Annotated in this window: 11 protein-coding genes; 4 read left to right on the forward strand and 7 right to left on the reverse strand. The window is 65.6% G+C overall.

Annotated features, from left to right (window positions below; genetic code table 11):
• Positions 1-138: 138 nt before the first annotated feature.
• From ACWIDZ_RS08805 to aguB, 4 genes are all read left to right on the forward strand, one after another.
• Positions 139-1,302 (forward strand): capsular polysaccharide export protein, LipB/KpsS family, encoded by a 1,164-nt coding sequence (locus tag ACWIDZ_RS08805; protein WP_453987876.1) that lies wholly within the window; start codon positions 139-141, stop codon positions 1,300-1,302.
• Between the two features lie 176 nt (positions 1,303-1,478).
• Positions 1,479-3,929 carry a TonB-dependent receptor gene (locus ACWIDZ_RS08810; protein WP_453987875.1) on the forward strand — a complete coding sequence of 817 codons (2,451 nt, stop codon included), beginning with the start codon at positions 1,479-1,481 and terminating at the stop codon, positions 3,927-3,929.
• A 171-nt stretch (positions 3,930-4,100) separates the two neighbouring features.
• Positions 4,101-5,102 carry an agmatine deiminase family protein gene (locus ACWIDZ_RS08815; protein ID WP_453987874.1) on the forward strand — a complete coding sequence of 334 codons (1,002 nt, stop codon included), beginning with the start codon at positions 4,101-4,103 and terminating at the stop codon, positions 5,100-5,102.
• Positions 5,102-5,968, forward strand: coding sequence for an N-carbamoylputrescine amidase (aguB, locus tag ACWIDZ_RS08820; RefSeq protein ID WP_453987873.1), 867 nt, complete (start codon positions 5,102-5,104; stop codon positions 5,966-5,968). The genes ACWIDZ_RS08815 and aguB overlap by 1 nt, the downstream gene beginning before the upstream one ends.
• Positions 5,969-6,056: 88 nt before the next feature.
• Here aguB and ACWIDZ_RS08825 read toward each other — a convergent pair whose 3' ends face one another.
• The 7 genes from ACWIDZ_RS08825 to ACWIDZ_RS08855 all read right to left on the reverse strand — a co-directional run bounded on the left by ACWIDZ_RS08825 (position 6,057) and on the right by ACWIDZ_RS08855 (position 14,513).
• Entirely contained in the window at positions 6,057-9,047 is a 2,991-nt protein-coding gene (locus ACWIDZ_RS08825) for a TonB-dependent receptor domain-containing protein (RefSeq protein ID WP_453987872.1), read from the reverse strand.
• Between the two features lie 216 nt (positions 9,048-9,263).
• Positions 9,264-10,235, reverse strand: coding sequence for a right-handed parallel beta-helix repeat-containing protein (locus tag ACWIDZ_RS08830; RefSeq protein WP_453987871.1), 972 nt, complete (start codon positions 10,233-10,235; stop codon positions 9,264-9,266).
• Complete coding sequence (locus ACWIDZ_RS08835; protein ID WP_453987870.1) at positions 10,235-11,053, reverse strand: phosphatase PAP2 family protein; 819 nt, start codon at positions 11,051-11,053, stop codon at positions 10,235-10,237. The genes ACWIDZ_RS08830 and ACWIDZ_RS08835 overlap by 1 nt, the downstream gene beginning before the upstream one ends.
• Positions 11,050-11,547, reverse strand: a complete 498-nt coding sequence (locus ACWIDZ_RS08840) for a hypothetical protein (RefSeq protein WP_338576960.1) — start codon at positions 11,545-11,547, stop codon at positions 11,050-11,052. Before ACWIDZ_RS08840 ends, ACWIDZ_RS08835 begins: the two co-directional genes overlap by 4 nt.
• Before the next feature lie 70 nt (positions 11,548-11,617).
• A complete protein-coding gene (locus tag ACWIDZ_RS08845; protein WP_291783352.1) occupies positions 11,618-11,938 on the reverse strand; it encodes a ribonuclease in 321 nt (106 codons plus the stop codon).
• A gap of 133 nt (positions 11,939-12,071) precedes the next feature.
• Positions 12,072-13,124 carry a 1,9-bis(guanidino)-5-aza-nonane synthase gene (locus ACWIDZ_RS08850; protein ID WP_291783350.1) on the reverse strand — a complete coding sequence of 351 codons (1,053 nt, stop codon included), beginning with the start codon at positions 13,122-13,124 and terminating at the stop codon, positions 12,072-12,074.
• 126 nt (positions 13,125-13,250) lie between these two features.
• Positions 13,251-14,513 carry a type III PLP-dependent enzyme gene (locus ACWIDZ_RS08855; protein WP_453987869.1) on the reverse strand — a complete coding sequence of 421 codons (1,263 nt, stop codon included), beginning with the start codon at positions 14,511-14,513 and terminating at the stop codon, positions 13,251-13,253.
• Positions 14,514-14,704 lie beyond the last annotated feature (191 nt).

Below are 14,704 nucleotides of genomic sequence, written 5' to 3' on the forward strand. Positions count from 1 at the left end.
CTTGCCAAGACGTCGGCCTGGCTATTAATAGGGCCTGCCTTCGAGAGATATCAGCGTTTGCTCGCGCCCTTTGACCCCGACCAGTCCGATTTAAGTCTTCAGATCTCAGTGGATCTGACGGGCCGTCGCTTTCTTATCGTGTCCGCGCCTTTCGGTCGTTTCGGACGCGTGCTGGCGCGCGCCATCGAGTCGCGCGGCGGCGAGGTGCGACGCATGTTGTTCAATGCGGGCGACGTGTCGAACTGGAGGCGTTCCGGCGGCCTGGCGTTCCGCGAGAAGGCGGAGCTTTGGCCTGGGCGGCTGTCCGCCCTCGCCGCCGATTTCACCGACATTATCGTGTTCGGAGAAGGCGGCCCCTACAATCAGGGCGTGCTCAGCCAGGCGGATCGCTTGAAAGCGCGGGTCTGGGTGCTCGAAAATGGGTATTTCCGGCCGGACTGGATCACCCTGGAGCGCAACGGCGTCAACGGTTCCAGCGCCCTGCCGCGCTCGGCTGCAGGCTATCCGCCGCCGCCCCCGGAATTGCCGGTGTCTCGACCTGTCGGCAGAATCCTGCCGCATCATGTCATCAACATCAGTCTCTATCATGCGGTTCAGCCGCTGGGGCGGCTGCTGTTTCCCCAGTACCGCCATCACTATTCGGCCTCGCCCTGGCGTCAGTGCCTGGGTCACGTGCGCCGCTATCTTGAGTTGGGCCTGCGCCCCCGAGGCGCCAGCGACGCCGGGCGTCTGAAGGCCAAGGGGCCCTTCTTCATCGCCTGCCTGCAGCGCGACGGCGACGCCCAACTGCTGCGCTATTCCGACATTCACGACAACCTGTCTTTCCTGGCGCAGGTGATGGACAGCTTCGCCGCCAGCGCGCCGGCAGGCAGCCGCCTCGTGGTCAAGAATCATCCGCTTGATCCGGGCATCATCAACCTGGCGCGCGAGACGCGTCGGATGGCCGAGGCGCGCGGTCTGCAGGACCGCGTCGACTTCATCGACGGCGGCAATCTGGCTCAGCTCTGCCGCGCTTCGCAGGGGATGGTGGTCAACAATTCTAGCGCCGCCCTGTCGGCTCTGGGCTTCGGCACGCCGGTCAAGGTGCTGGGACAGGCCTTCTTCGATTTCGAAGGGCTGGCGGATCAACAGTCGCTGGACGGTTTCTGGCGGGCGCCGCAGCCGGCCGATCTCAAACTGTTCGCGGCGTTCCGCGCCTATGTGATCAATCGCACCCAGATCAACGGCAACTATCATGAGCCGCGCGCCATGATCGCCACCGCCGAGCGCGTGGCCGACGCCTTGGAGACTCGGCTGGCCTAGGTCGCCGAACGGCTGTTTCCGGGTGTGGCTCTCAAGCCACCCTTTGGCGTTGTCATCATTCTGTCATCCAGTTGTCGCCCGAGCTTCCCAGAGCGCGCTTAAGCCCCCGACATCGAGCGGCCGCATATGGGCCGGCTTGCATGGCGTTCCGCCTCCATCTCTGGGGATACAGACAGATGACCATCCGCAAACAGCTGTTCTGGGCAAGCACCGCCCTGATGAGCAGCTTCTTCATGGCAGAGACCGCTTCGGCTCAATCGACCGGCACGGCCGCCGTTGAAGTCGAGCAGGTCGTGGTCACGGGCCGTCGCGGTCCGCGCACCATCGACGGCGCCATGGTGGCTGAAACCATCGGCAAGTCGCGCTCGAGCATCACTCAGGAGTTCATCGAGACCCAAGCCGCCGGTCAGACCATCAATGAAGTTCTGAACCTGGTTCCGGGCATGAGCTTCACCAACAACGACGCCTATGGCTCGTCGGGCGGCAATATCCGTCTGCACGGCTTCGACGGCCCGCGCATTTCGCAGACCTTCGACGGCATGCCGATGAACGACTCGGGCAACTACTCACTGTACACCAACCAGCAGTTGGACTCGGAACTGATCGGCACGGCTTCGGTCAACACCGGCACGACTGATGTCGACTCCCCGACGGCCTCGGCCTCGGGCGGCACCATCAACCTCAGCTCGATCGCCCCGACGACGGAATTCGGCGGTCAGATCAAGGGATCGCTGGGCGATGACGACTTCCGTCGCGTTTTCGCCCTGGTGAACACCGGTGAAATCGGCCCGTGGGGCACGCGCGCCTGGCTGGCCTATTCGGACCAGTCGTACGACAAGTTCAAGGGTCTCGGCGACCTGAACAAGACCCAGTACAACTTCAAGGTCTACCAGCCGATCCGCGACAACGGCGACTTTGTCTCTCTGGCCGGTCACTGGAACCGCAACCGCAACAACAACTATGCGGACCTGCAGCTGAAGCGCAACGCTGACGGTTCGGCCAGCCTGGCCGACGGCGTGACCTGGGACAGCGATTTCGACACCGATTACACGGCGCCGACCTATCGTGACGGCGAGGCCGACATCGACGGCAACTCCAACCGTTACTGGGCGCTGCGCCAGAACCCGTCGGACACCGGCAACATCCGCGCGCAATCGCGCTTCACCCTGCGTGAAGGCCTGATCTTCACCTTCGATCCGTCGTTCCAGTACACCCTGGCGACCGGCGGTTCGGGTCAGTTTGTCCTGTCGGAAACCGATCGTGCGCTGCTCGGTTCGTCGGGCACGGGCGGCGTCGACCTGAACGGCGATGGCGATACGCTGGACAGCGTGCGCGTCCACGCCACCAACAACACCCACACCCAGCGCTACGGCATCAGCTCGTCGCTGATCTGGCGGATGTCGGACACGCAGACCCTGCGCGCTGCCTATACCCTGGACGACGCACGTCACCGTCAGACCGGTCTCTACGGCCGGGTCGACTTCTCGGATCCGACCAACCCGCACTTCTTCGACCCCTTCGCGGGTCTGCACGACAAGGATCACCGCATCGTCAACCAGGACGGCTATGAGCTGCGGACGCGTGACCGCCTGTCCTACGCCATCCTGAACCAGTTCGCCGTCGAATACGCTGGACGCTTCTTGGACGACACCCTGCGCGTCAACCTCGGCGTCCGTGCGCCGTTCTTCAAGCGCGAGATGAACCAGAACTGCTATTCGCAGTCCAAGAGCAGCTCGGTGGTCTGCTCGACCGAGAATGCCGTCAAGCAAGCCGACGGCACCTACAAGCTCGGCACTCGCACGCAGAGCTACATCGCGCCCTATTCGCGTGAAGTGAAGTTCGACGACATCCTGCCGAACATCAACGTCAGCTGGAACTTCAGCGGCAACCAGTGGGTCTACGGCTCGTTCGCCCAGTCGCTGACCCTGCCGCGCACCGACAACCTGTACACCGTCTTCTTCGACGCGAACGGCGACATCACTTCGCCGATCACCGAACCGGAAAAGACCACGACCTACGACTTCGGCTATCGCTACCAGACGGGCGTCCTGATGGCCTCGGCCAACGTGTGGTACACCAAGTTCGATAACCGCATCGTTTCGCGTTACGATCAGGATCTGGGCGTGTCGTTCGACTCGAACGTGGGTGACGTCGACCTGTACGGCTTCGATTCGCAAATCGGCTGGTCGCCGATTGAAGGTCTGTCGCTGTACGCCACGGCTTCGTACACGGACTCTGAAATCGCCAACGACTATCTGGATGGCACGACGGTCATCAAGACGGGCGGCAAGTCGCTGACGGAAACCCCGGATTGGACCTTCGGTGGTCGCATTCAGTACGAAACCGGTCCGCTGCAAGTCGGGGCTCAGGTCAAGTACACGGGCGAGCGTTGGGTGACCGACGAGAACGACCTGTACACCGAGGCCTATACGGTCGTGAACGCCGACGCCAAGTTCGACCTGGGCTACTTCGGCTACAAGAACTCCAGCCTGGCCCTGCGCATCGTCAACCTGTTCGACGAGAACTACTTCGGCTCGATCTCGGGCGCCTACAACGCGTCGCGCAGCACCTACGCCTACCGCGGAGCGCCGCGCACCATGCAGGCGACCCTGACCTACGCCTTCTAAGACGTAGCTGGGATCACCAGCATAAAGAAAGGGAAGGGCGGTCCGGCGACGGGCCGCCCTTTCTTCTTTTGGCTTAGGGCGAACTCCGCCTTGCCGCCATTGAACCCAGGGGCGTCAGGGCCTATCTCGCCCCCTTCGTGCTTCATCCCTTTATGTGGACGTTTTCGCCCCATGACCCTGCCTATTCCTGCCGAATGGACGCCGCATCGCGCGATGTGGGTCGGTTGGCCCAGTCACGCCGATCTGTGGGAGGACAACCTCGAACCGGCGCAGGCCGAGGTCGAGGCCCTGGTGCGCGCCCTCGCTGGCCCCGGCCGGGAGCAGGTCAAGCTGATGGTCGGCAATGACGAGGCCCTGGCCGACGCCCAGGCGCGCTTCGCCGACGTTGCGGGGGTGACGGTTGTGGCCGGACGCTTCGGCGACATCTGGCTGCGCGACACCGGGCCGATCTTCGGCGCCGGCTCGGCTTCGGCTCAGGCCTTCGTCTTCAACGGCTGGGGCGGCAAGTACGACCTGCCGCATGACGACGAGGTGGCCGACCAGATCGGCGAACAGACGGGCGTCGCCCTGACCCGTCACGATTTCATCCTGGAAGGCGGCGCCGTCGATCATGACGGCGAGGGCACGGTGTTGACCACGCGCCAGTGCGTGCTGAACCGCAACCGCAACACCGGCTGGACCGAAGAAACAGCCGAAGCCGCCTTCGCCGAGGCCCTGGGCGCCAGGAAGGTGCTGTGGCTGGGCGACGGCCTGCTGAACGACCACACCGACGGCCACGTCGACAACCTGGCCCGTTTCGTCGCGCCGGGCGTGGTGGCCTGTCCGATCGCCTTCGGCCCCAAGGATCCCAACGCCGAGGTCTATGACGAGACGGCCCAGGCTCTGTCCGCCATGACCGACGCCGCCGGCCGCCCGATCCAGGTGCTGCGCATCCCTTCGCCGGGACTGGTGCTGGACGAGGACGAGCGTCCCATCCCGGCCAGCCACATGAACTTCCTGATCGCGGACGGCGCCGTCATTGTGCCCACCTACGGCAACGACATGGCCGCCCGCCTGGCCTGCGAGGCCCTGGCGACCGTCTTCACCGATCGCAAGATCATCCCCCTGCCGTCGACCGCCATCCTGTCGGGCGGCGGCTCGTTCCACTGCATCAGCCAGCAGGAGCCCGCCTGATGACCCGTCAGATCACCGTCGCCGCCATCCAGACCGCCTACGGCGAGGACATGCAGGCGAACATCGACAAGACCATCGGCTTTATCCGCGAGGCGGCGGCCAAGGGCGCCCAGGTCATCCTGGCGCCGGAGCTGTTCCAGGGGCCGTATTTCTGCGTCTCGCAGGAAGAGAAGTGGTTCGGCGCCGCCTATCCGTGGCGCGAGCATCCGGCCGTCACCCAGCTTCAACCGGTGGCGAAGGAACTGGGCGTGGTCCTGCCCGTCTCGATCTTCGAGCGCGAGGGGCCGCACTACTTCAACAGCCTGGTGATGATCGACGCCGACGGCGAGCTGATGGGCGTCTATCGCAAGAGCCACATCCCCGACGGCCCCGGCTATCAGGAGAAGTACTACTTCCGCCCCGGCGACACCGGCTTCAAGGTCTGGGACACGCGCTTCGGCCGTATCGGCGTCGGCATCTGCTGGGACCAGTGGTACCCCGAAACGGCGCGGGCGATGATGCTGCAGGGGGCCGAGGTGCTGCTGTACCCGACCGCCATCGGCACCGAGCCACATGACGATACGCTGGACACCGCCGCCCCGTGGCGGCGCGCCATGCAGGGCCATGCCGTGTCGAACGTCGTGCCGGTCGTCGGCGCCAATCGCATCGGCCACGAGCAGGTGACAGAGGCGGGCCAGACCTACTACGGCCACTCCTTCATCGCCGATCATCGCGGCGACCTGGTCGAGAGCCTGGACCGGGAAGAGGGCGTGCTGGTCCACACCTTCGACCTGGACTTCCTGGACCGTCACCGCGCGGCCTGGGGCTTCTTCCGCGATCGTCGGACGGATCTGTACGGCGCCCTGGCGACAGGCCGCCCAGCCTGACCCGGCTCTAACGAAAAACTGGATCCAAAAAGAAAAGAGGCGGAAGACCGGGGTCTTCCGCCTCTCTCATTTCACGCGTTGAACGCTATCAGAACTTAAGCGTGGCGCCGAAGGTGAAGTAGCGGCCGATCGCGTCGTAGGTCTGCGGGAAGGTGTTCCCGTTGTTCGCCGACGTGGTGCCGATCTGCGAACCGACCATCGGCGGCGCCTTGTCGAACAGGTTGTTGATCGTCGCCGTCAGACGGACCGTCTGGGTGATGTCCCAGCGGCCGCTCAGATCGAAGTAGTCGTAGCTGTCGATCTGGGCGTAGTCCGGGAACCACTTGGTGTTGCTCGGCTCGACTTCGACGCCCGACAGGTGACGCCACATCAGAGAGGCCGAGTAGTCGCCCATCGTCCAGGTCGCGCGGCTGTTCCAGCGTTGCTTGACCTTGGGTTCGCCGCACGACACCGAGTAGTAGCCGACGCAATCGCGCAGAGTGGAGATCGGCGTGGCCTGGGTCTCGTGCTTGGTGACGATGTTGCCGTTGACGCTCAGGTCGACGCGACCGATGTCCCAGCCGAAGTCGGCCAGTTCAACGCGGTAGTTGGCGGCCAGGTCGAAGCCGGAGACGCGCTCGTTACCGGCGTTGGTGGTCGGACGGATCACGCCCTTGGCCCCGTTGCCGTTCAGCGAGCCGTTTACAGCGCTGCGCTGGATGGCCTTACAGCTGTCATTGAACTCGAGGTTCGGGTTCATCGTGGTGCTGTAGCAGCCGTTGATGACATCATCCAGGCTGGGGCTGTTGATCGTCTTGTCGATCTTGATGTCATAGTAGTCGAGGCTCAGGCGCAGGCTCGGCACGAAGGCCGGCTGCCAGACGGCGCCGACGGTCCAGGTGTCGGCTTCTTCCGGACCCAGGTCCGGGTTGCCGCCGGTCTGTTGATTGACCTGACCCGAGTTGGGCTCATCAACGGCGCCGATCAGGGCGTCCGGAACGCCGGTGAGGCGGCAGAGATTGCTGAGAGTGCCGGCAGTATTGGCTTCAGCGCTGTTGATCCGGTCTTTTTGGCACGGATCAATGGCGCGGTTGCCCAGGCCGGTGACCTGCGGGTTGAACAACTCGCCGATGTTCGGCGCACGCGTGGCGCGCTGATACATTGCACGAACGCGGATGTCCTCGGTCGGCGACCAGTCACCGCCAAGCTTGTAGCTGCCGTATTGCGACTTGCGGCCAGCGGCCTTGAACTCGGTCTGGCGGTAGCCAGCTTCCAGGTTCATGCTGTGGATGAACGGCAGGTTCTCGATCAGCGGGATCGCCAGTTCGGCGAAGCCTTCGCGCATTTCAAACTGGCCGTCACGATCCGGAACCGGTGCGCCGGTGCCCAGGATTTCGCCGTGCGACTGCGAAGCTTCATCGCCACGGGTTCCAGCGCTCGAACGACGCCATTCGGCGCCGAAGGCGACAGCGATCGGGCGTTCGCTCCACGGGCTGCTCAGGTGGTCCGGCAGGACGCCCGAGATAGAGCCCGAGGCCACGTCTTGCTTGATCGTGGTTTTGCTCATCGACGACAGGTTAATGTAGTCGATCATTTCCTGGGTGATCGTGCCTTCGGGACCGAAGACGTTGATCGGCACGCAGCCGGCGACAGCGCCTGTCTTCGGATCTGCGCCGACCGGGAGGCACTGAGTCGTGGACGTAGTATTCAGCGCGTTCTGAAGCTTCGACAGCGACCCCCAGTTGATGCGCGTCAGCAGTTGCTGGGTTTCACCGTGCGAGATGTAGGCGTCGTAGTTCCAGTCGGCGTTGATGTCGCCGCGGACTCCGGCCAGCAGTTGGACCGTCTTGTTTTCGATGTCCACCGGGCGGGTGCCCATTTCGGTGAAGCGACGGTTGATGGTCAGATCCATGACCGTGGTGCCGGCTGCGCCTGAAACGCATTCAGCAGCGCCCAGCTTCAGGGCGTCGCAGAATTGCTGGCGCATCGCGTCGGGGATGAACGGGTTGCCGATCGGCACCTTATAGCTGTTGCCAAAGGTGCCGCTCGAAGCGTTGTCCAGCGACACGTCGCTCTGAACGTAGGTCAGGTGGGTGTAGACTTCAGCCGCTGAGTTGATCCTGAAGCTGCCGAGACCATTGATCTGGTAGCGGCTCAGCGGCGTCTGGTACAAGTTGTACGGGTTGTAGTTGTAGCCTGCTTTGTTGTAGCCGGCGTCGTTTTTACCGATCAGGGCGCCCGTGGTGGGGTCCAGTTCGGCGCCGTCGGGCAGAGCGATGCCGCTCAGGGCTTCATTAATCGTGTCGTCTGCATTCTTGACGATCAAGCGGGCCAGGCCGAAACGGCCGGGAACCGAGGTGCCGGAACCCAGCGGGTCGCCGGTCGTCGAGGAGCGCGCGACGGTGCCCCACGGGCGACGGTCCTGGTACAGCGGATCGGTCTTGGTGTAGCCGAAGCTGACGACGGCGTTGCCGCGATCTTCGGCGAAGTTGCCGCCGACGGTCAGGTCGAATTTGCGACGGACAGCGTCGTCTTCACCCGAGAAGCCGTAGGAGGTGTTGAGCTCAACGCCTTCGAAATTGTTCTTCAGGATGAAGTTGACCACGCCGGCGACGGCGTCAGCGCCGTACACGGCGGAGGCGCCGCCGGTGACGGTGTCGACGCGCTCGACCAGGGCCAGCGGGATGGTGTTGGTGTCGACCACGCCTTCCAGGTTGAACGGCACCACGCGGCGGCCGTTGATCAGCACCAAGGTGCGGTTGGTGCCCAGGCCGCGCAGGTTGATGGTCGCGCCGCCGCCCGAGCCGTTGTTGGTGGCCGAACCGACGGCCGGCACGGCGGCCGGCAGGTCCTTGACCAGTTCTTCAACAGCCACCGGCTGCGACATGGCGATAGTTTCAGAGCTCATCGACGTGATGGGGCTGGACGCCTCATAGCCCGGCTGGCGGATGCGCGAGCCGGTGACGACGATAGAGCTGACTTCGGAAACTTCTTCTTCGACCGATTGGGCGAAAGCCGGCGTGGCGGCCATGAAGCTGAGGGCGGCGCCCCCGATGATGGTCGAGGCGAGCAAGGACTCGCGAATAATTCTCTTTTTCAAAAGAGACCCTCTCCTGAACAAAACAAGCCGTCGCCCGCCCCCTTACGACGAGGGCTGAACCGACGGCTCGCGGCACATGCAGGACCGTGTGGCCTGCGACGGAGACATTACGGCGAGGCTTGCCTCAGACAAGTCAGAATTGCGTCAATAATGGCACAGATCGGAAAAAATTACCACTATTCGAAGCATATTCGGAAATATCGGCAAACATTACGCTCATTTTCCGAAATTCAGACTAACGACGTTCTCTGACGCGCCGTCCCGATCATCGGCGCTGCTGCCCCAGGGGTAGCCCCTGTCGGCTCCGCAGTAGGGACGGCGGCCCTGTCGGGCGTTCTCGACCACCAGGCGCGGGCGCAGGCGGGCGGCGCCCGTGAAGACATTGTCGGTGATGACATTGTGGGAAGGCGTCTGGTGGCGGATGACGCCGCGCTCGCCGCAGTTGCGATAGAGAAGGACGCCGGGACGCCCTCCCAGTTCGAAGCGGTTGCCCGTGATCCGGTTCCGCGCCGAGCCGTCGACGGCGATCATCTCCCGCCCGGTGCGCGTGCGAAAGAGGTTGTCCTCAATCCGATTGTCGGCGCTTTCAGCGTCCAGATAGAGGGCGGTGGCGACGCTGCGCCCCTCCAGGGTCGAGCGGGTCAGGCTCATCCGCGTGACGCCGGGACCGACATAGAGGGGGATGGAGCCCGTGCCGCGAACGGTCACCTGTTCGAGGATGATGTGGTTGGGCGCGGCGGCCTGGGCGGCGGTCGTATGTTCGGCCGTGCGGGACGAGGCGCGCAGGTCGTCATAGCTCCCATCCGCCCCCATGCCCCAGATTCGCACCGAACCGTGGATCAGGCAGCGCGACAGCCGCACGTCGGTCGGGCGGCTCCAACGGTCGGCGGCGAGGCGGCGCGACCAGACGGCGATGGTCGGCGCGCGGGTGGTGACGGCGGCGCCGGGGCGGCCGACGGCGCCCCCCGCGCAGTCCAGCCCCGCGCCCGAGGCCTCGGCGCCTTCGATCAACACGGGGCGCACGACCGTCTGTCCTGGCGTCAGAACCGCGCGACAGGTCAGGCGATAGGGCGCCGTGGTCTCGGCCGTCAGCTCGCCCAGTTCCGAGGCGGAGCAGGGACGGGCGGCAGGCAGGGACCAGGCCTGGAGGCCGCCGGCCAGGATCATTCCCGCCAGCAGCATCGCCATCAGGGCAGGGGCGCAGCCAGCGCCAAGGCCTCGGACGCGCAGCCGGGAGCCCCGGCGCCTTGCGCCCGCAGAGCCGTCAGTTCGGCGCGGGCGGCGGCCAGGTCGGTTGCGAATTCCGGCTGGTCAGCGGCGCGGGCGTAGACGACGCGCCCCAGATCCTCCCCGGCGGCGACGTCGCTGGGATAGTGCATGCCGCACACCAGCCGGCTCTGGCCGATCTCATGGGCCATGCGGCGAATCTCGGCCGCGCGGTCGGGGGCCAGGACGGCGAAGGCCTCGCCGTAGACGACGGCGACCGTCGAGCTGCCGGACGGATAGGAGGCGCTGCGCCGACCGGCCTCGGTCAGGCGCTGGCAGGCCTGACGGGACGGATCGTCGCCCACCGGTCGGGCGCGGAAGGCGCGCGCCTTGACCGTTTCCGCCGCCGCATCGGCGTCGTGAAACAGCCGCTGCATGAGACGGGTCAGCTCAGGCGTCTGCTGGGGCTCCAGCCGCACGCCCAGGACGCAGTTGAAATGCTGCAGCGCCAGGGGCGGGCGCAGTTCGGCATGGGCCGTGGCCAGCAGCCAGCGGTCGGTGTTCTCCAGCGTCGCCATGCGCGTCGAACGATCCTTGTCGGACTGATCGACGGTGGATCCGGGCGCGGGCGGCGGGGGCGCGGCGGCGGTCAGCGCCTCCACTTCTGCGGCGTCGAGGTAGCCCGGCGGCGCGGCGGCGACCCGCGCCGCTTCGGGACGCAGAGCCGCCGGAGTGCCGGCGCAGGCGCACAGCAGAAGCGCCGCCGCCGCAGTCGTCGCCAACGCCGGGCGGCGGATCACGCGCCGCTGTTCCAGCTCAGTTGCACCGAGGTCAGGCCGCCTTCGCCCGGCGCGGCCACGACCTGAAGGCTGGCGCCCTTCTCGGCGCGGGCGGAGGCGCCGTAGGCGCGGGCCTCGCCCTGGTTCATGGCCATGATCGGAGACAGGCCCGCCTTCTCGGCGCGCTGACGATAGAAGTCGATCACCGCATCGGGCGTGGCGTCGGTGGTGAAGGTGATGATGCCGCCCGGACCTTCGGGGCCCGACGCCATGAGGGGCGCCCCGTCGGTCTGGGCGCCGGGATAGAGGGCGGCGAAGGTCGGCGCGCCGTCGATGGCGGCGCCCGGCGCCTCAGGCGTCGACGGCGTCGGAGCTGCCGCAGGCGCGGCGGTTTCGGCCGGCTCGGCGGCGGCGATCGACGGCGATTCGCCTTCGGGCGCGGCCTGACTGCGGTCATCGCACGCCGCCAGGCCGACGCTGAGCGCCAAGACGACGGTTGCCACGCTACGCTTCATTCAGCCTACGTCCTTAATCCTATGCGACTATCTGCACCGTGGCCTATCCGTGCGGCGGCAGCAAGGCGGTTCAACCGGTAGGGGCGTCCACATCATCGCCGGGCTGGCCCGTGGACTTGCGCGCCTGCTCCGGTCCCCCGGCCGGGCGGGCGGGCGGGTCGGACATCTCGCGCCCCTGACGCGCGATGTCGGCGTTGATGGCGTCCTGATCCGGGTCGATCTCCGAGCCGGACGCCGATCCGCCCCGTAGCGAGCCGGCGCGGGTGTCCGAGCCGGAATCGGTGCCTTGCAGGGCCTTCTTCAAGGCGTCCTCGACATGGCCCAGGTCGGGTTTCTCGCCCATGGCGGCGGCCTCACGGGCGTCTTCGTTCTCGGCGGCGGGATCGGTCATGGATGGTCTCCTTGCTCGTGCAAGACAAGCGGACCGGCCGTCCGGAGGTTCCCAATCGCGCAGGCCGCGCGCGCCAAAGGAAAAGGGCCGGCAGATCTCTCCGCCGGCCCCTTGGTCTTACGTGCCGATCGTCTTACTTGACGAACAGCTTGTTCCAGCGGCGCGGCTGGCGCTTCTTCCAGGCGCCGCGGTGATAGGCGTCCGACCCGATCAGCGGCACGACGGTCGTGGCTTCGGCGTAGACCATCTGTTCGTAGGTGGTCTGGACCTTGCCCCACGAGGCGGCTTCCTGCAGCGTCGAGGACGAGCAGGCGCCGTCGCGCACGTCGGCGACCGTGATCTGCACGGCGTAGCGGTGCATGTCGGCGTCGACGCCGAGAATCTCGGCGCAGACGACGGTGTCCTGAGCGAAGTTCTTCGGCACGCCGCCGCCGACCATGAACAGGCCGGTGACGCCCGCCGCGATCTTGATGTCGGTCAGTTCACGGAAGTCCGCGACCGCGTCGATCATCATATAGGGCTTGCCCTCGGCCATGCGCTCCTTCTGGTGCTTGACCAGGCCGAAACCGGCCGAGGAGTCGACGAAGGCCGGGCAGAAGATCGGCGCGCCTTCTTCATAGGCGGTCTGGATCAGCGAGCCGGGCTTCTTGGCGTTGCCTTCCGACAGCCACTTGCCCATCTCCCAGATGAACTCGCGCGAGGAATAGCCGCGCGGCTCCAGGCGGCTGGCGATCTCATAGATCGCGTGGTCGCAGGCCTGCAGTTCTTCTTCGTCGATGTAGGTATCGTAGATGCGGTCGATGTAGTGCGAGCGCAGGATGTTGTCGTCCACCTCGCCGGCGGCCTGATAGTGCTTGTAGCCAAGGGCCTCGAAGAAATCCATGTCGACGATCGAGGCGCCGGTGGCGACCACGGCGTCGACCATGCCGAACTTCACCATGTCGCGGTAGACGTCCATGCAGCCGCCGGCCGAGGTCGAACCGGCCAGGATCAGCCACGGCGAGCAGGCCTCGTCTTCCAGGGCCATGTTGAAGATGTCGGCCGCGCGGGCGGTGTCGCGCGAGCTGAAGGACATCTTGCGCATGGAATCGATGATCGGGCGCGCGTCGAAGCTGGTGATGTCGATGTGCTCGACAGTGGTGGCCAACAGCTCCGCCTTGGCGTTGGAACGAACCGGTGCGTTCATCTCTCGGGTTTCCCTTTGGTTTGAGCGCCCGTCGTCAATAAGGAACAGCGGCCCGGACGGAGCGACGGGCCGCTGCTTGTATCAAAGCCTTGAGACATTTTTCAGTTCAAGGCGTGATGCGGTGGATCAGCGCTTGCGCTTGCGTTGGCCGGCCTTGCCCTTGGGGCGCGACAGGCGGACGACCTTGCGGGCGTTCTCCTCGGCCGTGGTGCGCACGGTCGGGATGGAGCGCGGCGCCAGGCCGTACATCGAACCCATGGGGGCGTCCTCGACCACGGCGATCTCGTGTTCGCCATAGCCGTTGAAGCCCGTGGTCATGGCCACGCCATAGGCGCCCAGCATGCCGATCTCGATGAAGTCGCCTTCCTGGACATCGGCGGGCAGCCAGAACGGACCGGGCATGTGGTCGATGCTGTCGCAGGTCGGGCCATAGAAGCGGAAGGGCTTCAGCTCCGACGAGGAGACGCCGTCCCGGACCAGCTTGGTCGGGAAGGGCCAGCGCGAGTGGGTGGCGTCGAACAGCGAGCCGTACGACCCATCGTTCAGATACAGGGCGTCGCCCTTGCGCAGGTCCACGCGGCACAGCACCGACGACGATTCCGCCACCAGCGCCCGGCCGGGCTCGCACCACAGTTCGGTCGTTTCCGACACCGGCATCTCGTTGAAGCCGCGATGGATGGCGTCGGCGTATTCGCTCAGGTCCGGCGGGACCATGCCCGGATAGACCGAAGGGAAGCCGCCGCCGACATCGACGATGTCGACGAAGACGCCCGCCTTCTTGATGGCGCGGCCGACCTGAGTCATCGCCGCCTCATAGGCCGAGGGGCGCATGCACTGCGAACCGACGTGGAACGACACGCCCATCAGGCCGTCCTTGACCGCATGGCGCGCGGCCAGCAGCAGGGCGGGGGCCTGATCCGGGGTGACGCCGAACTTGCCCGACAGGGAATAGGCGGCGCCGTCTGCCGACACGCCCATGCGCACGATCAGGTTCAGGTCCTCGGCGTGGCCGGTGGCCTCGAGGATCTTGTTCAGTTCGTCATGGCTGTCGAGCACGAAGGTGCGCACGCCGTGTTCGGCGTAGGCCGCACGGATCGCGCCGCGGCTCTTGACCGGGTGCATGAAGGCCAGACGCGCGTTCGGGCTGACCGACCGAACCAGTTCGATCTCGGCCAGGGACGCGACGTCGAAGGCATTGACGCCGTTCTCGACCAGGGTCTCGATGACCCAGCGCGAAGGGTTCGCCTTCACCGCATAGAAGACGTCGGCTTTCAGATTATCCTGGAACCACTGCGCCGCTACGGCAACGGAGCGGGGGCGCACGAGTGCGACCGGACGCTCCGGGGACCGCTGACGGACCAGGTCCAGGGGAAGCTGGTACGTGTGCAACTCACGTAACCCCCTGATGATTGTTAACCCAGACCCGGCGTTAGCGGCGCAAGTTAGGACCTACGGGGTCCGCCGGAACGCGCGATATGGGGATATTGGGCTGTCATGTAAAGCGGAAATTTCATGGCGGGGTTGCATGGGGACTGCGCTGGGCCGTTCCGCAGAATCGGCGCCGCACTGGACGAAATCGA

Source organism: Brevundimonas sp. NPDC055311 (assembly GCF_053645695.1).